The following is a 23,651-nucleotide window of genomic DNA, read 5'->3' as shown; positions in this document are numbered from 1 at the left end:
ACGCCCCGAGCGGTCAGTAGGCGAGCAGGGCGTCCGGCGAGCTCAGCGTCAGCGTCCCGTCGGGCGACCAGACGACGCTGAGCCCGCCTCCGGCCATCCGCACGCTGCCGTCGAACGCGCGCGCCGGGACGTCCGCGATCCAGGTGATCTCGAGGCCCGAGACGGCGAGCTGCGCGGGCGGGGCGCACGACGCGACGCCGGAGCCGGGGCTGTTCCCCGCCGCCGGGGCGGATCCCGACCACGGGTACACGAGCAGGCACGCGTCGCCGGAGCTCGTGCGCGCCACGTAGAGGCCCACGCTCGTCTGCACGCCGCGGATGGAGGTGAGGTCGATGTCGCCGCCCGGCGAGCGCGGCGGCGTGTCCGCCTCCTCCTGGGGAGCGGCGAGGATCCCGTCGACCGCGACGGGGTCCGAGGTGCGGCTGATGTCGGCGCCGAGCAGCGAGCGCACGCTCGCGGGATCGGGCGCCGGCTCGGCGGAGGCGGTGGCTATGGCGGAGGGGGTCGCCGTCGCGTCGGCGGAGGGCGTCGCGGATCCGCCGAGGGAGGTGGCGATGCCCGCGCCCGCGAGCAGCCCGACGACGAGGGCGGCGCCGGCCCACGCGAGCGGGCGGCGGGAGGGGCGCGCGGTGGCGTCGGCGTCGGCCTCGGACGTCCCGACAGCGGCGCCTCCGTCCTCGGCGCCTCCATCCTCGGCGCCGGCGGCGGGGGAGTGCCCGCGCTCGCGGCGGGTCAGCTCGGCGGCCGCGCGGATCCACCGCTCGTCGGTCTCATCGGCCCCCTGCGCGTAGACGCGCTCGCGGAGCGCGTCGAGCGGGAGCGTGATGAGGTCGTCGTCCTGCCCCGGTGCGCGCGCGTCCATGGTGGTCCCCTTCCCGCGTCGACCCTCCCATACCGCCCGCGCGGTCCGACGCGGCCGCTCAGTACGCCAGGATGCGGTTCGGCGTCGTCAGCGTGATGAGGTCGTCGCCTGACCAGGTCGCCGTCACGTCGCCCGTGATCATGCCCGTCGAGCCGTCGCGGTTGCGCGAGGGGAACTCGGTGGTCCACGCGATGCGCATGCCGTCGGACGCGACGCGGTCGGGGGAGGCGCACGTGACGACGCCCGCGCCGCCGCTCGGGAAGACCAGCAGGCACAGGTCGCCCGACGTGGACAGCCCCGCGTAGAGGCCGACGCTCGTCTGCACCGCGCGGATGCTGGTGGCGTCGACGTCGGCGCGCACGGCCTTGGGCGGGCGGTCGCCGTCCTCCTGCGGGCCGTCGAAGATCGCGCCGACCGGGCGGCTGCGCTGGTCGGAGGTGGAGTCGGGGCCGAGGAGCGCGGGGCCGTCGGCGCTCGCCGTGGCGGCCGGGATGGATCGCTCGGCGGCCGGGGGCGCGTCGGCACCGGGGCTCGGGGTGCCGTCGGCCGAGGTCGCGGCGGGGGATCCGGCACCCGCGGCCGCGCCGATCGCGCCACCCGCGAGGAGGCCGACCGCGAGCGCGCCGGCGGCCCAGGCGAGGGCGCGCCGGGACACGCGGGGCGGGGCGTCGTCGCGGGCCGGGCCGTCCTCCGTCGTGGGGTCTGCCGCCGCGGCGTCGTCGACGACGTCGGAGGCACCAGCGGGACCGTCGTCCAGGGGAGCAGCGGCACCGTCGTCCAGGGGAGCAGCGGGAGCGGACGCCGGAGCGGCCGCCGCGGCCCGGGCCGCGCGCTCGCGACGGGCGAGCTCGCCGGCCGCGCGGATCCACCGCTCGTCGCTCTCGTCGACCCCCTGCGCGTACACGCGGCGTCGCAGCTCCTCGACGGGGAGCGCGGCGACGGCGTCGTCGTCCTCGTGCATGGGCACCTCCGTGGCCGACCCTGCCACATCCTCCCGGCGGGTGCGGGGTGTCCCCGTGTTACGGCCCGGTTCGACACGCGCCCGTCCGGCCGCCTACCGTCGAGGTGCTGCAGGGACGCGGCCGTCGTCGGCGTCCCGCACCGCGAGCGGGCCCCTCGTCCCGCGCACGCCTCCTCGCGAGGCATCCCGACCGGGCGCCGAGGCGCGTCCGCTCGACCGCACCGGCGCGCACCCGCGCGTCGCTCGTCGTTGCACCCGCACCACGCCAGCCGCACCACGTCAGCCGCACCGCACCCGCACCACCGCCGGACAGCACCGGATCCCGCACCACCGAGAGGACCACCATGACCACCCAGGCACCCCTGATCGACGCCCCGAAGCGGAGGAACCGCCTCGGCCTCATCATCGGCGCGGTCGTCGTCGTCCTCGCGATCGTCGCCGCCGTCCTCTTCGCCACCGGCGCGTTCAACGGCGGCGGCAAGGCCGTCAAGATCGGCGTCGTCGGCGCGAGCAACCCGCAGTGGCCCCTCTTCGTCGAGGCAGCGAAGGAGCAGGGCATCGACGTGGAGATCGTGGACTTCACCGAGTACCCGCAGCTGAACCCGGCGCTCAGCGAGGGCGAGATCGACCTCAACCAGTTCCAGCACCTCGTCTACCTCGCGCAGTACAACGAGGGCGCGGGCGACGACCTCACGCCCATCGGCGCCACCGCGATCTACCCGCTCGGGCTGTACTCGCAGAAGCACGCGTCGGTCGCCGAGATCCCGCAGGGCGGCACCGTGATCCTCCCCAACGACGAGTCGAACCTCGCCCGCGGCCTGCTCCTGCTCCAGCGCGAGGGCCTCCTGACGCTGAAGGGCGGCGGATCCAGCGTGTCCACGCTCGACGACGTCGACCAGGCCGCCTCGAAGGTCACCGTCACCACGGTCGACGCCGCGCTCACCGCCACCTCGCTGCCGGACGCGGACGCCGTCATCATCAACAACGACTTCGTGACCGACGCGGGCCTCACCTCCGACGAGGCCCTCGCGCAGGACGACCCCAGCGACCCGAAGGCGCTCGCCTACGTCAACGTCTTCGCCAGCCGCGCCGACGACGCCGAGAACGAGACGTACCTGAAGCTCGCGCGGATCTTCGAGGACACCCCCGCCGTGGTCGACGCCGTCGTCGAGAACTCGGGCGGCACCGCCGTCCCGCTGAAGACGCCCCAGGACGAACTCGAGAGCCTGCTCGCCACGACCCAGAAGGCCGTCGCCGAGAAAAAGGCGGCCCGATGACGGACGCCCCGCACGTCTCCCTGCGGGGCGTCGGCAAGCAGTACCCGCCGCGCGCGAAGGGCGAGCAGGGCCTCGACGCGCTCGCCGACGTCGACCTCGACATCCGCCGCGGCGAGGTGTTCGGCATCATCGGCTACTCGGGCGCGGGCAAGAGCACGCTGGTGCGGCTCGTCAACGCGCTCGAGCGGCCGACCTCGGGCACCGTGTCGGTCGACGGGCGCGAGATCCAGGGCCTCCCCGAGCGGGAGCTGCGGAAGCTCCGCCTCGGCATCGGGATGGTGTTCCAGCAGTTCAACCTCTTCACGTCGAAGACCGTGTGGGGCAACGTCGCGTACCCGCTCACGGTCGCGGGCATGCCGAAGGACCAGCAGCAGCGCCGGATCAGCGACCTCCTCCACTTCGTGGGCCTCGCCGACAAGGCGCACGCCCGCCCCGACGAGCTGTCCGGCGGGCAGAAGCAGCGCGTCGGCATCGCCCGCGCTCTCGCGACGAGCCCCGCGATCCTCCTGGCCGACGAGGCCACGAGCGCCCTGGATCCCGAGACCACGAGCGAGGTCCTCGCGCTGCTGCGCCGGGTGAACGAGGAGCTCGGCGTCACCATCGTCGTCATCACGCACGAGATGGAGGTCATCAAGTCCATCGCCGACCGCGTGGCCGTCATGGACTCCGGCCGCGTCATCGAGCAGGGCGACGTGTTCGACGTGTTCTCCCGGCCCACGAGCGACGCGGCCCGCCGCTTCGTCTCGACGGTCGTCGCGGGGATCCCCGAGACCGACGAGGTGCAGCGCCTCCGTCGCCGCCACCCCGGCCGGCTCGTGACGCTGTCGTTCGCGGACGGCGGCGCCACCCAGACCGAGGTGTTCCGGGCGCTCGCCGCCGCGGGCATCGCGTTCGAGGTCGTGCACGGCGGCATCACCGAAATCCAGGGCCGCACGTTCGGCAACCTGACCCTCGCACTCGGGGGCGACCCCGCGCGCATCGACGAGGTGCTCGCGGCCGACCGCGCCGGCGTCACCGTGACGGAGGTGGTCTGAGATGGACGCGCTGACCCCGCTCCTGCCGCTGCTCGGCCGGTCGACGGTCGAGACGCTCGTGATGGTGCTGCTCACGCTGCTGTTCGGCGGGCTCGGCGGCCTCGCGATGGGCCTCGGCCTCTACCTCACGCGGGCCGGCAGCCTGCTCCCGAACCGCTCCGTGTTCGCGGTGCTGAACCTGGTCGTCAACACCTTCCGGCCGATCCCGTTCGTCATCTTCCTGGTCGCCGCCCAGCCCCTCGCCCGCCTCGTCACGGGCAACGGCATCGGGCAGCCGGCGATCATCTTCACGCTGTCGCTCGGGGCGTCGTTCGCGATCAGCCGCATCGTCGAGCAGAACCTGCTCACGGTGCAGCCGGGCGTGATCGAGGCGGCGAGGTCCGTGGGCGCGAGCCCGGTGCGGATCATCTTCACGCTGCTGATCCCGGAGGCCCTCGGCCCGCTGATCCTCGGCTACACGTTCGTCTTCGTCGGCATCGTCGACATGACGGCCGTCGCGGGCGCCATCGGCGCCGGCGGCCTGGGCAACTTCGCGATCGTCTACGGCTACCGGCAGTTCGAGCCGGTCGTCACCTGGGCGGCGGTGCTCATCATCATCGTGCTCGTGCAGGTGGTGCAGTTCGCCGGCAACCGGATGGCCCGGGCGGCGCTGCGGCGCTGATCCGTCCCGCTCGCCGCCCGCCGCGGCCGCCCCGCTATCGCAGCGAGGCGGCCGCCGCGCGCACGTGCCGCGTGAGGTCGGCGAGCACGGGGGAGTCGACGCTCCAGCGCTGCCAGTGCAGCGCGACGTCCACGTGGGATCCCGCGTCGAGCGGCACGAGCGCACCCGACGCGATGAGCTCCTCGCTCTGCAGGTCCGGCAGCATGCCCCAGCCCATGCCGAGCGTGACCGCCGTGACGAACTCCGCCGACGACGGCACGTAGTGGCGCGGCTGGCCCGCGGGCGAGCGCCGGCCGCGGGCCAGCGGTCCTGCATGGCGTCCTTGCGATCGTACATCACGAGCGGCGCGACCGCCAGCGCGCTCGGCGTCGGCCCGTCGGGCACGTGGGCGGCGACGTAGGCGGGCGTCGCGAGCGCGCGGTACCGCATCCGGCCGAGCCGCTCCGAGGTGCAGCCCTGCACCGGGTCCTTCACGCTCGTGACGGCGGCCATCGCGGATCCGTCGCGCAGCAGGTCGAGGGAGTGGTGCTCGTCCTCGCGCAGCACCTCCACCGCCTGCCCGGTCTCGGTCGCCAGCGCGGCGAACGCGGGCAGCAGCCACGACGCGAGCGAGTCGCCGTTCACGACCACGGGCACCGCCGCCGTCCCCGCCCGCGGCGCGTCGCCGTCGCCCACGCCGAGCAGACCGTCGAGGTCGCGCTCGAGCAGCAGCACCTGGCGCGCGTGGCGCAGCACGGCGTCGCCCGCCTCGGTGGTGGTCGCGGGGCGGGTGCGGCGGAGGAGCACGCGGCCGGCGCTGCGCTCGAGCGCGGTGATCCGCTGGCTCACCGCGGAGGGCGTGAGACGCAGCGCGCGGGCGGCCGCGTCGAGGGTGCCCGTGTCGATGACGGCGGCCAGGGTGCGGAGGTGCTCGGTGCGGATGTCCATCATCAGCGATGCTAATGGTGCAGCAGGAACATGAGCTGGCCTGATGCCCGCCCGATGCCTAGCGTGCAGGCCATGCACCCGCTCGCGCACGCGCTCTCCGGCTTCGGCCTCGGCTTCTCGCTCATCGCCGCGATCGGCGCGCAGAACGCCTTCGTCCTGCGGCAGGGCACCCGGCGCGAGCACGTGCTGCCGGTCGTGCTCATCTGCGCCGTCTCCGACGTGATCCTCATCGGCCTGGGCGTCGCCGGGATCGGCGCGGTCATCGAGGCGGCGCCCGTCGCGATCGTCGTCATACGGATCCTCGGCGCGTGCTTCCTCGCCGGCTACGCGGCGCTCTCGCTGCTCCGGGCCGTCGCGCCCGAGGGCCTCGCCGTCGCCGCGTCGGCACCGCGCGCGCTCGGCGCCGTGATCGCCGCGTGCCTCGCGCTCACCTGGCTGAACCCGCACGTCTACCTCGACACCGTGCTCCTCGTCGGATCCGTCGCGGCCGGCCACGGCGACGGCCGCTGGGCGTTCGGCATCGGCGCGATGGCCGCCAGCTGCGTCTGGTTCACGCTCCTCGCGACGGCGGCCCGGGTCTTCGCGCCCCTGCTCGCGCGGCCCGCCGCCTGGCGCGTGCTCGACACCGTGATCGCGGCGGTGATGCTCGTGCTCGCCGTGCAGATCCTGCTGCCGCTCGTGCCGGCGGGGCCGGGGGAGGGTGCGCGGATCCTCGTCGCCACCGCGATCTGCGTGCTCCTGGCGGGCGGGGTGGCGGCGTGGTCGGTCGTGCGCCGGCGTCGGGCGGATGCGGTCCGCCGCGACCGGACGACGGCCGACGCGCCCGCCGCCCCCGCCTCGGACGGGCAAGGAACAGTCGAGGCGTCCGCGCTGTTGGCATGAGCATGACCGTCCCGCTCTCCATCCTCGACCTCGCCCCCATCGCCCCCGGGGAGACCGCCCGCGACAGCTTCCAGGCCTCCGTCGCCCTCGCCCAGCAGGCCGAGCGGAGCGGCTACCGCCGCGTCTGGTACGCCGAGCACCACAACATGGCGTCGATCGCCTCCAGCGCCACGAGCGTGCTCATCGCCCATGTCGCCAGCCAGACGTCGACCATCCGGCTCGGCTCCGGCGGCGTCATGCTCCCGAACCACTCGCCCCTCACCATCGCGGAGCAGTTCGGCACGCTCGAGACGCTGCACCCGGGGCGCATCGACCTCGGCCTCGGCCGCGCCCCCGGCAGCGACCAGGCCACGTTCCGGGCGCTCCGCCGCGACCCGGGATCCTCGGACCGCTTCCCGGAGGACGTCGTCGAGCTGCAGGGCTTCCTCTCCGGCGAGAGCCAGGTCCCGGGCGTCGCCGCGACTCCGGGTGCCGGTACGCGCGTGCCCCTCTACATCCTGGGATCCTCGACCTTCGGCGCCCAGCTCGCCGCGGCCCTCGGCCTGCCGTTCGCCTTCGCGTCGCACTTCGCGCCCGACATGCTGCTCGACGCCATCGCGATCTACCGCCGCGACTTCCGCCCGTCGGAGCAGCTCGACGCGCCCTACGCGATCGCCGGCATCAACGCCATCGCGGCCGACGACCGCGCCGACGCCGAGCGCCAGTTCGCCCAGGTCCGCCGCGCGCGCCTCATGATGCTGCTCCGCCAGAGCGGCCAGATCCCGGCCACGCAGACCTTCACGGACGACGAGCTCGACCGGCTCCTCGAGGCCCCGGTCGGCGCGCACGTCGCCAGCATGATGACCTACACGGCCATCGGCACGGGCGCCGAGGTCTCCGACTACGCGAACCGGTTCGCGGAGCAGGCGGGGGTCGACGAGGTCATCGTCGGGCATGCCTCGCAGCGCACGCCCGAGCGCCTCCGCTCGGTCGATCTGATGGCGGACGCGCACGCGCTCGTCGCCGTCGCCGCGTAGCCGAGCGGTGGCCGACGACGCCGCGCCCGCTCCCGCGGACCCACGCGCAGCGCTCGCCGCGCTGCGCGCCGACACGCTCGCGCTCATCCGCGGCCTCGACCGCGATGTCGCCGCGATCGTCGAGGCCCGCCAGGACGCCAACTCCGACGACGAGCACGACCCCGAGGGCGCGACCCTCGCGTTCGAGCGCTCGCAGTCCGACGCGATGATCCGCGAGGCCCGCGTCCGCCTCGCCGACGTCGACGCCGCGGTCGCGCGCCTCGACGCGGGCGCCTACGGGCGCTGCGAGGTGTGCGGCGAGGCGATTGCGGCGGGGCGGCTCGAGATCCGTCCGGCCGCGCGCCGCTGCGTCGCGCACGCCTGAGCGCACCCGCCCGCTGGCGGGCGTCCGCCGCTCGTCGGGCGTCCGGCGTCAGGCCCCGTCGTCGTCCAGGTCGAGGATCAGCTGCCGCAGAAGCCCCGCCAGCACGTCGCGGTCGGCCGCGGGCAGGGTCTCGAGCAACTCCGCCTCCTCCGCCACGAGCCGCGTGATCGCGGTGTCGACGCGCGTGCGCCCCGCGTCCGACATGACCACGAGGATCCCGCGGCCGTCGTGCGGATCCGTCCGCCGCTCCACGAGGCCGCGCGCCACGAGCCGGTCGATGCGGTTCGTCATCGTGCCGGAGGAGACGAGCGTCTGCTGCAGGAGCGCCTTGGGGCTCAGCTGGTAGGGATCGCCCGCCCGCCGCAGCGCCGACAGCACGTCGAACTCCCACGACTCGAGCTCGGACTCCTGGAACGCCGACCGCCTGGCCCGCTCGAGCAGCCGCGACAGCCGTCCGACGCGCGACAGCACCTCGAGCGGGGAGAAGTCGAGGTCGGGCCGCTCTCGTCGCCACGCGTCGACGATGCGGTCGACCTCGTCGCGGCTGGGCATCCCCCCATCATGCCGGTCCCCGCGCGTGGAAGAGACCCGCGTAAGAGGGGTAGAGGCGTGAGGCGGCTGATGCGAACATCGAGAGACGACGCTTTTCGTTCATCGCTCCCTGCCGCGCGCATATGGCCGTAGAGCAATTTGCAATCCACTCGGTCTCCCAAGTAAAAGGACTCTGTCATGGTGTTGGTGCTCCCGGTAAGGCAGACTCCCGAAGCCCCTGAATGGCTGCGACTCTATAGGGAAGATCTTTTGACGTTGGACGAAGTGGGTCTGGTGGAGGGGGTGACTCGGGAGGCTATTCGTCGGCGGCTGCGCGCGCTTGGCATCTCGCCGCGTTCGTTGGGTGAGACTCTCGACCTAAGGCGCTTGAGGGCAGTCTCCGAAAAGGCGACGGCGATGACAGAAAGCTTCCTTCGTCTTCGTGATCTTGACGAGGTGGCAGCCGATGTGGGGCTTCAAAGGTCATGGGTCGCGCGTTTTATCTCCGAAACGGTGCCGGATTACGCAGTCCTGACGCGAGTGCCGCGCCTAGGGGCGAAGCGGTATTCTAATGAGGAGTTGATAGGATGCTTGCAGGCCGCGGCTGTCGCAGAAGGTCGCACTCTGTCGGCTCAGGCCTACCAGAGGCATGCGATTCAAAATCCTAGGCTCGAAGATGGTCGTCCCGCGCCCGGGATGCAGGTCATGGCCATTCGATTCGGCAGCTGGCGATCCGCGCTGGAGGCCGCGGGTTTACCGGCTAACCCCCACTCTGGCCAAGATAAACGCTTCGACGAAGCTACTGCGGTTGCCGCGGTCATCTCATGCTGGCGTGAGACTGGTCGTCCGCCTACCGCGGCGTCATACGACGAGTGGCAACGATCCCAGGAGATATTTCCCAGCGGAAGTACCGTGCGCAACTTATGCGGCTCTTGGAACGCGCTCCTCTTGCGGGCCTGGCAGATGGTCCATGGAATCGAATTAGACCAGCATGATTCCGAGACTTCAGTGCCGGAACCGATTCTTCGGGCACGAGAGGTCGTCGAAGGATCGGGTGGATTTGTGCCGTACGTAAGCGCAAATGAGGGTGCCGATGTCGAATTACCGCACTACTTTGCGGAGAATTACGCAGGCAACGAGCGAGCGGTGCGCAGTCACGCACGCATTCAGAACGCCGTAGCTGTCGTTGCCGAAGCAATGGGGTTCCAGTGTCTTAGCTCGTCGATTCAAGGGCCGCGGTTCGATCTCGCCTTGCTCGGGGGTTCGCAAGCGTTCATTGTTGAAGTTAAATCGGCAAGCGAGAGCAATATCGAACATCAGATGCGCATGGCACTCGGGCAGGTGCTCAAGTACTGTCATTCGGTCCGAAACTCCCTGCCTGTGAGGCCAGTGATAGCCGTAGAGATTTTCCCCGGCGAAGAGTGGTCTGCTGTGCTGAATGAGCTCGGTGTCGGTCTGCTAGTTGAGGAATCGATGGTCACTGACTTCGAGCGTTTCGTGCAAGAAGCGTGCGCGCCAATTACGGAGTCCGGAAGCGTGATGCCGGTGGCACCGGCGCCGGGTAAGGCCGCCATACCCGTCGCGCGCTGATCCGGCAGTCGCCGGTCTGGCAGACTCATCGTGCGCACGGCCGGACCGTGAGCGGTCCGCCTTGGTGTAACGGCAGCACTTCAGCCTTTGGAGCTGTGAGGTCCAGGTTCGAATCCTGGGGGCGGAGCCACGCCCGACGGCCGCGCCGGACAGACGCACGAGGACCAGGGAGACCGCCATGACCGACTCAGACAGCACGCCGACGACGCGTGAGATCCCCATCGTGACGGGCGAGCTCGACGTCGACGGCGAGCCGCGCAGTCCGTCCATCGCGGTCGTGATCCTCGCGGCCGGCCAGGGCACCCGCATGCGCTCGCGCCTCCCCAAGGTCCTCCACCCCCTCGCGGGTCTCCCGCTCGTCGGCCACGTGCTCGCGACCGCGGAGGAGCTGGGCGCGCGCCACGTCGTCACCGTCGTGCGCCACGACCGCGACCAGGTCGTCGACGTCGTCAGCCGGCTCGCGCCCGACGCGCTCATCGTCGACCAGGACGAGATCCCCGGCACCGGCCGCGCAGTCGAGGTCGGCATCACGGCCCTGCCCGACGGCTTCACGGGCCAGGTCGTCGTGCTCTCGGGCGACGTGCCCCTGCTCGACGCGGCGACCCTCCGCTCGCTCGTCTCCGCGCACCGCCAGGCGCGCAACGACCTCACGCTCCTCACCGCCCGCCTCGACGACCCGACCGGCAACGGCCGCATCATCCGCGGCCAGGACGGCGCGTTCGAGGCCATCGTCGAGCAGAAGGACGCGACGGGCGAGCAGCTCCGCATCGACGAGGTCAACGCCGGCGTCTACGTCTTCGACGCCGAGGCGCTCCGGCAGACGCTCGGCGCCATCGGCACCGACAACGCCCAGCGCGAGAAGTACCTCACCGACGCGGCCGACGTGATCCGCCGCGCGGGCGGATCCATCGAGGCCCTGCCCGTGCGCGACAGCTGGCTCGTCGCCGGCATCAACGACCGCGTGCAGCTCACGGCCGCGGCCACCGAGCTGAACGCGCGAATCATCCGCCGCTGGCAGCTGGCGGGCGTGACGATCCATGACCCGCGCACCACGTGGATCGACGTCAAGGCCACGCTCGCCGCCGACGTCACGGTCCTCCCGGGCACGCAGATCCTCGGCGCCTCCACGGTCGCGGCCGGCGCGACGGTCGGCCCCGACACGACCCTCCGCGACACCGAGGTCGGCGAGGACGCGACCGTGCGCCGCACCGACGCGGAGCTCGCCGTCATCGGCGCGCGCGCGACCGTCGGCCCGTTCTCCTTCCTGCGCCCGGGCACGCGCCTCGGCGACGAGGGCAAGATCGGCGCCTACGTCGAGACGAAGAACGTCGAGATCGGCGCGGGCAGCAAGGTCCCGCACCTCAGCTACGTCGGCGACGCGACCATCGGCGAGCACAGCAACGTCGGCGCGGGCGCCGTGTTCGCGAACTACGACGGCGTGTCCAAGCACCGCACCGAGGTGGGCGACCACGTGCACCTCGGCTCGCGGAACGTCCTCGTCGCACCGGTTAGGATCGGTACCGGCTCCTACACGGGTGCCGGTGCCGTCATCCGCAAGGACGTCCCGCCCGGCGCACTCGGCATCTCGGTGGCGCCGCAACGCAACATGGTCGGCTGGACCGAGGCGAAGCGACCGGGCACCCCCGAGGCCCGGGCCGCCGTCGAGGCCGCCGACGGGCCTGCGGACGACGCGTCCGACGCCTGAGCACACCGAGCAGCACTGACGAGACGGAGTCCCGTGTCCGCAATCAAGACCGCCGGAGAGAAGCGGCTCGTGATCGTCACGGGTCGCGCGCACCCCGAGCTCGCCGAGCAGATCGCGGAGGAGCTCGAGACGACCCTCGTGCACACCGACGCGCGGACCTTCGCCAACGGCGAGCTCTACATCCGGTACGACGAGAGCGTCCGCGGCAGCGACGCGTTCGTCATCCAGTCGCACACCGCGCCCATCAACGAGTGGCTCATGGAGCAACTCATCATGGTCGACGCGATGAAGCGGGCCTCGGCCAAGCGGATCACCGTGGTCGCCCCGTTCTACCCCTACGCCCGGCAGGACAAGAAGGGCCGCGGCCGCGAGCCGATCTCCGCCCGCCTCGTGGCCGACCTGTTCAAGGCCGCCGGCGCCGACCGCATCATGTCGGTCGACCTCCACGCCGCGCAGATCCAGGGCTTCTTCGACGGCCCCGTCGACCACCTCTTCGCGATGCCCGTCCTCCTCGAGCACATGCGCTCGGTGCTCGACTCGAAGACCCTCACCGTCGTCTCGCCCGACATGGGCCGCGTGCGCGTCGCCGACATCTGGAGCGACAAGCTCGGCGCCCCGCTCGCCATCATCCACAAGCGCCGCGACCCCAAGGTGCACAACCAGGTCACCGTCCACGAGATCGTCGGCGACGTCGCCGGACGCGTGTGCCTCCTGGTGGACGACCTCATCGACACGGGCCGCACCATCGTCTCCGCCGCCGAGGCGCTCAAGAAGAACGGCGCGACGGGCGTCGTGGTCGCGGCGACGCACGCGGTCTTCTCCGACCCGGCGACGCAGATCCTCGACAGCGAGCACATCGACTCCGTCGTCGTCACCGACACGCTGCCGATCCCGGAGGACAAGCGCTGGGACAAGCTCACCGTGCTGCCCATCGCGCCGCTGCTCGCCCGCGCGATCCACGAGGTCTTCGACGACGGATCCGTCACGAGCATGTTCGACGGGGCCGCGTAGTCTGACTGTCCCAGGACGTTGTTGCATGCAGATGGGTCGGCACGAGAGTGCCGACCCATCTGCATCGGATGCTGTTGATTCGAGTTGACGCTCCGTCAACCTCGTGAGACGTAGACTCCTGTCCCAGTGACCTTCAACTGAAGAAAGCCCGGGATGTTGCCGAAGCCATTCAAGCTCGTGCTGAACGAGTATCGGATTCGAGACCCGTTGTCGTAAACATCCACGTGCTCATTGTTCACGGACTGCACGAAACTCACGAACTTAGCCGTACCGTCGATGTACTGAGCCTTGCCGCCTCCCGGATACTGCTGGTAGTTCGCGTTGAAGCTGTTGCTGGCGGTTACACCGTTGTAATACACATGGCAATTCTGTGCATACACGACTCCCGCGTTACGGCCGCGCACGCAACTCGTGATTCCGACCGTCGCGTCCGGCTGGATGAGGCCCTCATGGTCTACAGAATCACCGTGGTAGTAAGGGGAGGCGAATGGTTTCGCCCGAGCCTGCATCACCATCACCTCGTCAGGAGTGGCCGGCCGGCCGATCTCGTTGCCCGTCTCGCCAACAGAGCCGTCTGCGTAAGTATCGATACTCACGCTGTAGCCGTCTTTGATTCTCACCTGCGTGGAGACGGATGCGGTGTCTGTCATAGAATCGACACGCTGGCCGGCTTTCAACTTGACGATGAGTCGGCCCTGCACCTCTGCGTGTATCCCAAGCGACGACATGTGCTGACGAAGCGCGGTGTCATCGAAGGCGCGGTGAGAATGGGGAGCCGCGTTCGCGGGCTGAGCCAAGGCGAGCAGGGCGAGGACTGCTCCGGCAGTCAGGGAGCTCCATCTCCTGGGACTCCGCATCATGCGCTCCTGTCCGTGTGGCCGAGATGAGTATGACGAACTGCCTGGCTGTGGCTCGGTGTAGTCCTGTTGCCCACGAGGAACCACATCAAGGCCCCCACTATCGGCGCGATGAGAATGACGATGATCCAGATCGCGGCCGAATTCGTGGTGATGGTGCTTCGGCGTCGCACGACTTGAATGAGCGCGATCACGGCCAGAAGGGCGGTGGTGCCGATGGCGACAGACCAGAAGGCGTCGTAGAACGGCATCAGGTATCCGCGTTTCGCGCCTGGGGACTATGCATGGTAAGGATCTCCTTCGCGTCGTCGGCAGATCCACTCACTAGGGGATCCGGCTGGTGCTCAGAACATAGGTTGCCCTCGACCTGCGCGTGTGAGAACTGCACAGGAGATTTGCAGGACGGCTGTACTGCCCGCTGAGGTGGGGCGGTGCCGCGGCATCCGGTCGCAAGCATTCGGGCCCATGTCCTCGCCAGGGACGCCGGGGGTCGCGTCTACCTCCCCGTCGGCGACCTCATCGACACCGGCCCCACTACCGTCCTCGCCGCGAATACGCTGAAGAAGACCGGGATGGCTTCGCCGCGATCCACGAGGTGTTCGACGACGGATCCGTCACGAGCATGGTCGACGGGGCGGCCTAGGCCCCACCACCGCGGTGCGGCCGCCCACGCGGGCGGCCTCGGGATCAGTCCCGGGAGTTCCGCTCGACGACCTCGCGCGCCACGCGCCCCGACGGGATGAGCCCGAGCGACACGATGTGCTCGTCGCCGCCGAAGGCGTACCGCGTATAGCACTCGTACCCGACGACGCCGGGTCCGAAGAGCTGGAAGCGCACCTCGTACGAGGGGGAGTCGGGACGCTCGTACGCCACGAAGTCGGCGCAGGCCATGTCGGCTGTGTTCGCGCCCACGCGCACCATCGTCACGACGCCGGGCAGCAGCAGGCTGACGATGCCGACCACGACGACGACCCGCATCACGAGCAGCGTGCGCCTGCTGCGCAGGCTCCGCGGGCGGTGCGGCTCGTAGCCCGCGAGCTCCGGGTGCTCGTCCTCGTCCATCCGCCCCAGTGTGACAGACGCCCCGCCGCCCGGGACGGGCGGCGGGGCGTCGGCGACGGTCGGCTGGCCGCTAGTGGGTGTCCTCGGCCTCGACCTCGGAGCGGTCGCCGGACCACAGCGTGTGGAAGGTGCCCTCCTTGTCGGTGCGGTGGTACGTGTGCGCGCCGAAGAAGTCGCGCTGGCCCTGCACGAGGGCGGCGGGCAGGCGCTCGGAGGCGAGCGAGTCGTAGTAGCTCAGCGCCGACGCGAAGCCGGGCACCGGGATCCCCGACAGCGCGGCGACCGAGACGACCCGGCGCCAGGCCTGCTCGCCGTCGGCGACGGCCTTGGCGAAGTACGGGTCCTCGAGCAGCGTCGCGAGGCCGGAGTCCTTCTCGTACGCCTCGACGATGCGGTTGAGGAACTGCGCGCGGATGATGCATCCGCCGCGCCAGATCTCCGCGACCTTGCCCTTGTCGATGTCCCAGCCGTACTCCTTCGCGCCCGCTTCGATCGCATCGAAGCCCTGCGCGTACGCGACGACCTTGCTCGCGTAGAGCGCGGCGCGCACGTCGTCCTCGAAGGTGTCGCCGCCGGACTGAATCTCCGGACGGCTCGTGATCGTCGCCTGCACGGCCTTCCGCTGCTCGGGCTTGGAGGACACGGCGCGCGCGAACACGGCCTCCGCGATCCCGCCCACCGGCACGCCGAGGCCCACCGCGTTCTGGACGGTCCAGACGCCCGTGCCCTTGGACCCGGCCTGGTCGACGATGACGTCGACGAGAGGCTTCCCGGTCGCGGCGTCCTTCTGCCGGAGCACCTCGGCGGTGATCTCGATGAGGTACGACTCGAGGTCGCCCCCGTTCCACTCCTCGAACACGTCGGCGATCGCGTCGGGCTCGTGGCCGCCGACGCGCCGCAGCAGGTCGAACGACTCGGCGATGAGCTGCATGTCGGCGTACTCGATGCCGTTGTGGATCATCTTCACGAAGTGACCGGCGCCGTCGGTGCCGATGTGGGTGACGCAGGGCTTGCCCTCCGCGACCGCGGCGATCGACTCGAGGATGGGGCCGAGGGTCTCGTACGCCTCGGCCGTGCCGCCGGGCATGATGCTCGGGCCCTTGAGCGCGCCCTCCTCGCCGCCGGAGATGCCGGCGCCGACGAAGTGGAGGCCCTTCGCGCGGACCTCCTTCTCGCGGCGGATGGTGTCGGTGAACAGCGCGTTGCCGCCGTCGACGATGATGTCGCCCTCCTCGAACGCCTCGGTCAGCTGCTCGATGACCGCGTCCGTGCCGCGTCCGGCCTTGACCATGATGATGGCGGTGCGGGGGCGCTGCAGCGAGGCGGCGAACTCCTCGATGGTGGTGGCGGCGACGAAGCCCGCCTCGGGGTGCTCCTCGACGAGGTCGGTGGTCTTCTGGGTGGTGCGGTTGTACACCGCGACCGTGTTGCCCTCGCGGCTGGCGAGGTTGCGGGCGAGGTTCGACCCCATCACCGCGAGCCCCACCACCCCGATGTTCGCCGTGGCCTGCTGGTCATCTGACATCTGATGCCTCCTTGTCGACAGTCGTCCTCAGGCTACGCCCGGGCCCCCGACCGTCAGCGGGGCGTCGGGGAGCGTCTCGTAGGATGGATGAGCGCACCCAGACGGTCGCGCCGCACGAGTTCCTCACCGAACCGCAGGGAGTGATCCGCATCGACGCCGTCCGCCCGTTCCCGCCCGTGATCGTGATGGGGGTCTCCGGATCCGGGAAGTCGACGGTCGGCGAGCTCCTCGCGCAGGACGCCGGCGTCCCGTTCATCGACGGCGACGACCTCCACCCCGAGGCCAACCGCCGCAAGATGGCCGAGGGCCACGCGCTCGACGACGACGACCGCCGCCCCTGGCTCGAGGAGGTGGGCCGCGCGCTCGCCGGTCGTCCCGAGGGCGGACCCGTCGTCGCGTGCAGCGCGCTCAAGCGCTCCTACCGCGACATCCTCCGCGCCGCCGCGCCCGACGCCGTCTTCGTGCACCTGGTCGGCGACCACGATCTGCTGGCCGAGCGCCTCGGCGGACGCGAGGGCCACTTCATGCCGTCGAGCCTCCTGTCGTCGCAGCTGCGCACGCTCGAGCCGCTCGGCGACGACGAGCAGGGGATCACGCTCGACATCACCGACGATCCCGTCGCGCTCGCGGACGCGGCCGTCCGCGAGCTGCTGCCCGGCGGCCGCACGGCGTCACCCGGCCGGGTCGACGACGCGCCGGCCACCTCGACCGAGCCCGCCGCCGCGGTGCCCGAGGCGGACGTCCCCGCGCTCGTCCGGGAGGCGCGGTCGGGGTCCGACGTGCCCCACACGGGCGCCGCCGCGGACGCGGCAGCGCCGTCCGAGCCCGGGCACCACGCCGCCGCCGTCCCGTCCGCCGCGGTCCGCGAGGCCGACGCCGCGCCCGCCGCCGTCGAGGGAGCGCCCGCCGCCGTCGTCCACGAGCCCATCCGCGTCGCGATCGTCGGCTGCGGCGTCATCGGCACGCACCATGCGCGCGTCCTCGCTGAGCACCCGGAGTTCCGCGTCGCCGCGCTCGTCGACGAGCTGCGCGCCGAGCGCCCGCGCGTCTTCGCGCACCTCGGCGACCTGATCCGCGCGGACGCCGCCGAGCTCGTCGTCATCTGCACGCCCAGCGGCCTGCACATCGGCCTCGCCGAGGAGGCGCTGGCCGCCGGCCTCCACGTCGTCATCGAGAAGCCGCTCGACGTCGACCTCGCGCGCGGCCGCCGCATCGCGGAGCTCGCGCGCGAGGCCGCCGGGCGGGGGATCCTCTCGACCGTCATCAGCCAGCACCGCTTCAACCCGTCGAGCGTCGTCGTCGACCGGGCCGTGCGCTCCGGCCGGCTCGGCCGGCTCACCTCGGCCGTCGCCAGCGCTCCGTGGTGGCGCAGCCAGGGCTTCTACGACTCCGGCCACTGGCGCGGCACGTGGGACCTCGACGGCGGCGGCGCCCTCATGAACCAGGGCGTGCACACGCTCGACCTGCTCGTCTCCTACCTCGGCCGCCCGGTCGAGGTGTACGCGCAGACCGCGCTGCTCGCCCACGACGGCATCGAGGTCGAGGACGTCGCAGTCGCCGTGATCCGCTTCGCGTCCGGCGCCCTCGCGACGCTGCAGGCGACCACCGCCGGGTACCCGGGCCTCGACACCCGCGTGCAGGTGCAGGGCACGCGCGGATCCGCCGTCATCGAGGCCGGATCCCTCACCTACTTCCACGCGGCGCCCGCGTCGGGCGTGCCCGCCCAGGCCGACGTGCGCAACGACGCCGAGCTCGAGATCCACGACGCCGACCTGCCGCGCTCGCCGCGCCTGGACAACACCTACCTCGAGGGCCACTACCGCCAGTACGACGACATCGCCGACGCCCTGCGCGTCGGCCGCCCGGCCGGCGTCACGGTCGACGACGCCTTCGTTTCGCTCGCCACCGTGGTGAGCGTCTACGTCTCGGCGACGCTCGGCACGCCGGTCGCGTTCGAGGACGTCGTCGACGGCGTGCACGACGGGCTGCGGCTCCGGGTCGGGCAGTCCATGCCGCCCGCGCCGGGATCGCCCGCGCCGGCCTCGGCCCCGGCCTCGGCCGCGGCCTCGGCGGACGCGTCGACCGGGGACCCGTCCGTCCGGTAGCATCGGGGGTTGAACTTCGGCGAGGGATCGCAAGAGCCGCGCGCGAGCGCGGCGGCGGTCCGTTATCGACGCGGTGGACGGGGCTCGCACCTCATTCCTCACGCGCAAGCGTTCGAGCAGACGACAGACACACGACGCGAGCCCTCACGGGCCGCAATTGGAGCGACACCATGGTTGACAACAACCTCTCCGCGGAGCTGCGCACGCAGTTCGGCAAGGGCGCGGCCCGCAAGATCCGCGCGGTCGGCAAGATCCCCGCGGTCATCTACGGCCACGGCACCGACCCGCAGCACGTCACGCTGCCGGGCCACGAGCTCATGCTCATCATCCGCAAGGCGAACCAGATCATCACGCTCGACATCGCGGGCACTCCGCAGCTGGTCCTCGTGAAGGACGTCCAGAAGGACCCCGTGCGCCAGATCATCGAGCACGTCGACCTCATCGTCGTCCGCCGTGGCGAGCGCGTCGAGGTCGAGGTCCCGATCCACGTCGAGGGCGAGTCCTACCCCGGCACGATCCACAACCTCGAGAACACATCCATCACGGTCGACGTCGAGGCCACCCACATCCCGGAGCGCTTCACCGTCTCCATCGAGGGCTTCGAGGAGGGCACGCAGATCACGGTCGGCCAGGTCGACCTGCCCGCCGGCGCCAACCTGGTGACCGACCCCGAGACGCTCGTGCTCGCCATCTCCGTGCCGCAGCTCGACCTCACGACCGACGCGGTCGACGAGGACGTCGTGGCCGAGGGCGACGCGGACGTCGCGGTCACCGACGACGGCGCCACGGGCGACCAGTCGGGCGACGACAAGTAGCGATCGCCCGCGGCTCCGGCCGCACGCACGACCAGCACGACAGCACGACCAGCACCACGGAGCCCGTCGGCCGCCGTCCGGGATCACCGGCAGCGGCCGGCGGGCTCCGCGCATCCGCGCCGGATGCGATCGACCTACCGAGGAGAGCGCACGTGGACGACCGGACCCTGCTCGTGGTCGGCCTCGGCAACCCCGGCCCGCAGTACGCGGGCACGCGGCACAACGTCGGCCAGATGGCGCTCGACGTGCTCGCGGACCGGATGCGCGCCACGTTCCGCTCGCATCGCGCCAACGCGCAGGTCGCGGAGGGGCGCGCCGTCCCGGGCGGTCCGAAGCTCATCCTCGCGAAGCCGAACTCGTTCATGAACCTGTCCGGCGGGCCGGTCGCGAACCTCCTCTCGTACTTCTCGCTCGAGCCCGCGCAGCTCGTGGTCGCGCACGACGAGCTCGACATCCCGTTCGACTCCATGAAGCTCAAGCAGGGCGGCGGTCACGGCGGCCACAACGGGATCCGCGACATCATCTCCTCCGCCGGCACGGGCGACTTCACGCGCGTGCGCATCGGCATCGGGCGCCCGCCCGGCCGCCAGGACGCCGCCGACTTCGTGCTGAAGCCCTTCTCCTCCACCGAGCGGCAGGTGCTGCCGAACGTGCTGGAGGACGCGGCCGACGCCGTCGAGATGATCGCCTCCGAGGGCCTCATCGCGGCGCAGCTGCGCTTCCACACCGCCGCGTCCTGATCCGCGCCCGGCCCGGTCCGCGCGTCCCGCGTCCGCCCACGGCGGACGGAGGCGGCCCTGTCGGTGGCGGCGCGTACGATCATCTGGTGATCCTCCAGGGCTTGATCCCGGCGCTCTCGCGCGCCTCCACGTTCGACGACGCCCTCGCATCGGCCTCCCGCGACGCCGACTTCTCCCTCACCGAGGGGCTCCAGGGGCCGCTGCTCGCGGGGCTCCTCCGCCAGCGCATCCAGCGCGGCATCCCGGGGTGCCTGCTCGTCGTCACCGCCACCGGCCGCGAGTCCGAGGGCATGCGCCGCAGCCTCGACGCGGTGCTGCCGGACGCGGAGATCCTCGAGTTCCCCGCGTGGGAGACGCTGCCGCACGAGCGGCTGAGCCCGAGCGCCGAGATCGTGGGCAAGCGCATCCACGCGCTGCGCCGCATGGAGCAGTGGCATGCCGCGCTCGGCCAGGGCGCGCGCGAGGTGCCGGCCGACCAGGTGCGCCCGCTCGTCATCGTCGCCTCGGTGCGCGCGGCCCTCCAGCCCGTCGCCGACAACCTCACGGAGCTGGCGCCCGTGCAGCTCGCCACCGGCAGCCGCGGCCACGACCTCTCCGAGCTGGCCGTCCGGCTCGTCGACCTCGCGTACTCGCGCGTCGACATGGTCACGCGCCGCGGCGAGTTCGCGGTGCGCGGCGGCATCCTCGACGTGTTCCCGCCCGTCTCCGACCACCCCGTGCGCGTCGAGTTCTTCGGCGACGAGGTCGACCAGATGCGGCCGTTCGCGGTCGCCGACCAGCGGTCCCTCGAGGAGGAGATCACCTCGGTCGAGCTGCCGCCGAGCCGCGAGCTGCTGCTGAGCGCGCCCGTGCGCCAGCGCGCCCGCGAGATGCAGCACGAGTTCCCGAACCTCCAGCAGATGCTGGCGAAGATCGCGGAGGGCATCCCGGTGGAGGGCATGGAGTCGCTCGCGCCCGCGCTCGTCGACAGGCTCGTGCCGGTCACGCACTACCTGCCGGTGGACGCGGCCATCGCCGTCGTCTCGCCCGAGCGCGTGTCCACGCGCGCGCAGAGCCTCGCCGACACCAACCGCGAGTTCCTCGACGCCGCCTGGAACGCCGCGACCGCAGGCGCGCAGGCGCCCATCGACCTCGCGTCCGGCGACTTCCTCTCGCTGGGGAGGCTCCGCGACGCCCGCGGCCCGCGTCGCTGGTGGACCCTCTCCGGCTTCCAGGCCACCGACGTGCTGCCGGAGGACCTCGGGATCGACGAGGTCATGACCGTGCGCATCCAGGCGGATCCCGTGCCGAGCTTCGCGGGCAACGCCGACGGCGCCATCGAGCACGTGCGCGAGCGCCTCGCGGCCGGGTGGGCCGTGGGCGTCGTGGCCCAGGGATCCGGCCTCGTCGAGCGCGCCGACACCGTGCTCCGCGACGCGGGCGTCCCGGCGCGCGTGGTCGAGGAGTTCCCGGCCGAGCCCGAGCCCGGCATCGCCTACCTGCTCCGCTCCGCCATCGACGCGGGCTTCGAGATGCCCGAGGTCAAGCTCGCGCTCCTCACCGAGAGCGAGTTCTACGGGCGCGCCGCCGGCTACGACAGCCGCCAGGTCAAGAAGCTCGCCACGCGGCGCAAGAACGTGGTGGATCCGCTGCAGCTCAAGCCCGGCGACCACGTCGTGCACACCACGCACGGCATCGGGAAGTTCGTGGAGCTCACCCAGCGCGAGGTCTCCTCGGGCGGCCGCGACACCGTGAAGACGCGGCGCGAGTACCTCGTCATCGAGTACGCGCCCTCCAAGCGCGGCTACCCGGGCGACAAGCTCTTCGTGCCCACCGACCAGCTCGACCTGCTCAGCCGCTACGTCGGCGGCGAGGAGCCGAGCCTCAGCAAGATGGGCGGCAGCGACTGGGCCGCGGCCAAGGGCAAGGCGCGCCGCGCCGTCCGCGACATCGCGGTCGAGCTCGTCAAGCTCTACTCGGCGCGCATGGCGTCGCGCGGCCACTCCTTCCCGCCGGACACCCCGTGGCAGCGCGAGCTCGAGGAGGCGTTCCCCTTCATGGAGACGCCGGATCAGCTCACCGTCATCGACGAGGTCAAGCGCGACATGGAGAGCCCCATCCCCATGGACCGCCTGGTCTCGGGCGACGTCGGCTTCGGCAAGACCGAGATCGCCGTGCGCGCCGCGTTCAAGGCCGTGCAGGACGGCAAGCAGGTCGTGATGCTCGTGCCCACGACCCTGCTCGTGAAGCAGCACTTCGAGACCTTCTCCGAGCGCTTCGCCGGGTTCCCCGTGCACCTCCGTCAGCTCAGCCGCTTCCAGTCGGAGAAGGAGTCGCGCGAGACCGTGAAGGGGCTGGAGGACGGCTCGGTCGACGTCGTCATCGGCACCCACCGCCTGCTCACGGGCAGCATCGCGTTCAAGGACGTGGGGCTCGTCATCATCGACGAGGAGCAGCGGTTCGGCGTGGAGCATAAGGACGCGCTGAAGAAGCTGAAGGCCAACGTCGACATCCTCGCGATGTCGGCCACGCCCATCCCGCGCACGCTCGAGATGGCGGTCACGGGCATCCGCGAGATGTCGACGCTCGCGACGCCGCCGGAGGACCGGCACCCCATCCTCACGTTCGTGGGGCCGAACAGCGAGAAGCAGATCGCCGCCGCCATCCGCCGCGAGCTGCTGCGCGAGGGCCAGGTGTTCTTCGTGCACAACCGTGTCTCGAGCATCAACCGGGTCGCGTCGGAGCTCGCCGAGCTCGTGCCCGAGGCGCGCGTCGCCGTCGCCCACGGCAAGATGAGCGAGGCGATGCTGGAGCAGGTCATCGTCGACTTCTGGGAGCGCAAGTTCGACGTGCTCGTCTCGACCACCATCATCGAGACCGGCCTCGACATCGCGAACGCGAACACGCTCATCATCGACCGGGCTGACAAGTATGGCCTCAGCCAGCTGCACCAGCTGCGCGGGCGCGTCGGCCGCGGGCGGGAGCGCGCGTACGCGTACTTCCTCTACGACGCCGACAAGCCGCTGTCCGAGACGGCGCACGACCGGCTGTCCACCATCGCGGCGAACAACGAGCTGGGATCCGGCATGCAGGTCGCGCTCAAGGACCTCGAGATCCGCGGCGCCGGCAACCTGCTGGGCGGCGAGCAGTCCGGCCACATCCAGGGCGTCGGCTTCGACCTGTACCTGCGCATGATCGGCGAGGCCGTCTCGACCTTCCGCGGCGACGTCGCGGAGGGCCAGACCGAGCTGCGGCTCGAGCTGCCGGTCGACGCGCACATCCCCGAGGAGTACGTGGACAGCGAGCGGCTGCGCCTCGAGGCGTACCAGAAGCTCTCCACCGCGGCCTCGCCCACGGCCACCGACGACCAGATCGACCGGGTCATCGAGGAGCTGTCGGACCGCTACGGCGAGCCGCCCGTTGAGGTCGACAACCTCGTGCGGGTCTCGCGTCTGCGCCGCGTGGCGCAGCGGGCGGGCCTCAGCGAGGTCGTCGCGATGGGCCGGAACCTGCGCATCGCTCCGGCCGACCTCGCCGACAGCAAGCAGGTGCGGCTGCAGCGCATGTACCCGGGCAGCCGGCTGTTCGCGCAGACCAACGCCGTCACGGTGCCGCTGCCCAAGCGCGACGGCGAGCCGCTGCCCGACGCCGAGCTCGTGGACTGGGTGCGCCAGCTGCTCGACGCGGTCTTCACCGTCGAGCCGGCGCCGGCCGCGAAGGAGTCCGCCCCCAAGGCGTGATCCCTCC

21 protein-coding genes, 1 tRNA gene and 1 pseudogene are annotated in these 23,651 nt (G+C 71.5%); 14 read left to right on the top strand and 9 right to left on the bottom strand.

The annotated features are described in order from the left end of the window. Window positions 1–13: 13 nt before the first annotated feature. On the bottom strand, window positions 14–862 hold the full coding sequence (locus tag CMS_RS12235) for a hypothetical protein (RefSeq protein WP_012299748.1): 849 nt from the start codon (window positions 860–862) through the stop codon (window positions 14–16). A gap of 58 nt (window positions 863–920) precedes the next feature. Further along, the gene (locus tag CMS_RS12230; RefSeq protein WP_041464676.1) at window positions 921–1,823 is read right to left on the bottom strand and encodes a hypothetical protein; all 903 of its coding nucleotides are present in this window, start codon (window positions 1,821–1,823) and stop codon (window positions 921–923) included. 344 nt (window positions 1,824–2,167) lie between these two features. On the opposite strand from CMS_RS12230, the gene CMS_RS12225 reads away from it, so the two are divergent. The 3 genes from CMS_RS12225 to CMS_RS12215 are packed head-to-tail and all read left to right on the top strand — an operon-like array spanning window position 2,168 to window position 4,795. Continuing rightward, entirely contained in the window at window positions 2,168–3,100 is a 933-nt protein-coding gene (locus tag CMS_RS12225; protein ID WP_012299746.1) for a MetQ/NlpA family ABC transporter substrate-binding protein, read from the top strand. After that, window positions 3,097–4,134, top strand: coding sequence for a methionine ABC transporter ATP-binding protein (locus CMS_RS12220; protein WP_012299745.1), 1,038 nt, complete (start codon window positions 3,097–3,099; stop codon window positions 4,132–4,134). Before CMS_RS12225 ends, CMS_RS12220 begins: the two co-directional genes overlap by 4 nt. A 1-nt stretch (window position 4,135) precedes the next feature. Then, window positions 4,136–4,795: a methionine ABC transporter permease gene (locus tag CMS_RS12215; RefSeq protein ID WP_012299744.1), complete on the top strand. Its 660-nt coding sequence runs from the start codon at window positions 4,136–4,138 to the stop codon at window positions 4,793–4,795. 34 nt (window positions 4,796–4,829) lie between these two features. On the opposite strand, the gene CMS_RS17990 is transcribed toward CMS_RS12215, so the two are convergent. Both CMS_RS17990 and CMS_RS12210 read right to left on the bottom strand, forming a co-directional pair. Beyond that, window positions 4,830–5,054 carry a hypothetical protein gene (locus CMS_RS17990; protein WP_223842652.1) on the bottom strand — a complete coding sequence of 75 codons (225 nt, stop codon included), beginning with the start codon at window positions 5,052–5,054 and terminating at the stop codon, window positions 4,830–4,832. 71 nt (window positions 5,055–5,125) lie between these two features. Beyond that, window positions 5,126–5,722: pseudogene (locus tag CMS_RS12210) on the bottom strand (ArgP/LysG family DNA-binding transcriptional regulator); the annotation flags it as partial. A 72-nt stretch (window positions 5,723–5,794) separates the two neighbouring features. Between CMS_RS12210 and CMS_RS12205 the strand changes: the two are divergent. The 3 genes from CMS_RS12205 to CMS_RS12195 are packed head-to-tail and all read left to right on the top strand — an operon-like array spanning window position 5,795 to window position 7,984. After that, window positions 5,795–6,604, top strand: coding sequence for a LysE/ArgO family amino acid transporter (locus tag CMS_RS12205; RefSeq protein WP_041465040.1), 810 nt, complete (start codon window positions 5,795–5,797; stop codon window positions 6,602–6,604). Between the two features lie 2 nt (window positions 6,605–6,606). Beyond that, window positions 6,607–7,620: an LLM class flavin-dependent oxidoreductase gene (locus CMS_RS12200; protein WP_041464675.1), complete on the top strand. Its 1,014-nt coding sequence runs from the start codon at window positions 6,607–6,609 to the stop codon at window positions 7,618–7,620. 7 nt (window positions 7,621–7,627) lie between these two features. Further along, complete coding sequence (locus tag CMS_RS12195; protein ID WP_012299741.1) at window positions 7,628–7,984, top strand: TraR/DksA family transcriptional regulator; 357 nt, start codon at window positions 7,628–7,630, stop codon at window positions 7,982–7,984. A 48-nt stretch (window positions 7,985–8,032) separates the two neighbouring features. Here the strand turns inward: CMS_RS12195 and CMS_RS12190 are convergent, their stop codons facing one another. After that, window positions 8,033–8,536, bottom strand: coding sequence for a MarR family winged helix-turn-helix transcriptional regulator (locus CMS_RS12190; RefSeq protein ID WP_012038966.1), 504 nt, complete (start codon window positions 8,534–8,536; stop codon window positions 8,033–8,035). 177 nt (window positions 8,537–8,713) lie between these two features. Here CMS_RS12190 and CMS_RS17160 point away from each other — a divergent pair, with 177 nt between their 5' ends. From CMS_RS17160 to CMS_RS12175, 4 genes are all read left to right on the top strand, one after another. Beyond that, complete coding sequence (locus CMS_RS17160) at window positions 8,714–10,105, top strand: homing endonuclease associated repeat-containing protein (RefSeq protein WP_012299740.1); 1,392 nt, start codon at window positions 8,714–8,716, stop codon at window positions 10,103–10,105. A 55-nt stretch (window positions 10,106–10,160) separates the two neighbouring features. Next, window positions 10,161–10,235, top strand: a tRNA-Gln gene (locus tag CMS_RS12185). Window positions 10,236–10,283: 48 nt separating this feature from the next. Further along, the gene (gene glmU / locus CMS_RS12180; RefSeq protein WP_086935916.1) at window positions 10,284–11,810 is read left to right on the top strand and encodes a bifunctional UDP-N-acetylglucosamine diphosphorylase/glucosamine-1-phosphate N-acetyltransferase GlmU; all 1,527 of its coding nucleotides are present in this window, start codon (window positions 10,284–10,286) and stop codon (window positions 11,808–11,810) included. A 33-nt stretch (window positions 11,811–11,843) separates the two neighbouring features. Continuing rightward, window positions 11,844–12,821 (top strand): ribose-phosphate diphosphokinase, encoded by a 978-nt coding sequence (locus CMS_RS12175; protein ID WP_012299738.1) that lies wholly within the window; start codon window positions 11,844–11,846, stop codon window positions 12,819–12,821. 95 nt (window positions 12,822–12,916) lie between these two features. Here the strand turns inward: CMS_RS12175 and CMS_RS12170 are convergent, their stop codons facing one another. From CMS_RS12170 to gndA, 4 genes are all read right to left on the bottom strand, one after another. Beyond that, window positions 12,917–13,471 (bottom strand): hypothetical protein, encoded by a 555-nt coding sequence (locus CMS_RS12170; protein WP_133064106.1) that lies wholly within the window; start codon window positions 13,469–13,471, stop codon window positions 12,917–12,919. A gap of 206 nt (window positions 13,472–13,677) precedes the next feature. Further along, window positions 13,678–13,929: a PLD nuclease N-terminal domain-containing protein gene (locus CMS_RS12165; protein ID WP_049791938.1), complete on the bottom strand. Its 252-nt coding sequence runs from the start codon at window positions 13,927–13,929 to the stop codon at window positions 13,678–13,680. A 436-nt stretch (window positions 13,930–14,365) separates the two neighbouring features. Continuing rightward, the gene (locus tag CMS_RS12160; RefSeq protein ID WP_012299736.1) at window positions 14,366–14,740 is read right to left on the bottom strand and encodes a hypothetical protein; all 375 of its coding nucleotides are present in this window, start codon (window positions 14,738–14,740) and stop codon (window positions 14,366–14,368) included. A 70-nt stretch (window positions 14,741–14,810) separates the two neighbouring features. After that, complete coding sequence (gene gndA / locus CMS_RS12155; protein WP_012299735.1) at window positions 14,811–16,265, bottom strand: NADP-dependent phosphogluconate dehydrogenase; 1,455 nt, start codon at window positions 16,263–16,265, stop codon at window positions 14,811–14,813. An 83-nt stretch (window positions 16,266–16,348) separates the two neighbouring features. Between gndA and CMS_RS16245 the strand changes: the two genes are divergently transcribed. From CMS_RS16245 to mfd, 4 genes are all read left to right on the top strand, one after another. After that, complete coding sequence (locus CMS_RS16245; RefSeq protein ID WP_012299734.1) at window positions 16,349–18,370, top strand: gluconokinase, GntK/IdnK-type; 2,022 nt, start codon at window positions 16,349–16,351, stop codon at window positions 18,368–18,370. A 170-nt stretch (window positions 18,371–18,540) separates the two neighbouring features. Continuing rightward, the gene (locus CMS_RS12145; protein WP_012299733.1) at window positions 18,541–19,185 is read left to right on the top strand and encodes a 50S ribosomal protein L25/general stress protein Ctc; all 645 of its coding nucleotides are present in this window, start codon (window positions 18,541–18,543) and stop codon (window positions 19,183–19,185) included. A 152-nt stretch (window positions 19,186–19,337) separates the two neighbouring features. Next, a complete protein-coding gene (gene pth / locus CMS_RS12140; RefSeq protein WP_012299732.1) occupies window positions 19,338–19,925 on the top strand; it encodes an aminoacyl-tRNA hydrolase in 588 nt (195 codons plus the stop codon). An 86-nt stretch (window positions 19,926–20,011) separates the two neighbouring features. Then, window positions 20,012–23,644: a transcription-repair coupling factor gene (mfd, locus tag CMS_RS12135; protein WP_012299731.1), complete on the top strand. Its 3,633-nt coding sequence runs from the start codon at window positions 20,012–20,014 to the stop codon at window positions 23,642–23,644. The last annotated feature ends 7 nt before the right edge of the window (window positions 23,645–23,651 follow it).

The organism is Clavibacter sepedonicus, assembly GCF_000069225.1.
Classification (GTDB): domain Bacteria; phylum Actinomycetota; class Actinomycetes; order Actinomycetales; family Microbacteriaceae; genus Clavibacter; species Clavibacter sepedonicus.
Note: the sequence above shows the minus strand (reverse complement) of the source record. Positions and strands in the feature narration are given on the sequence as shown.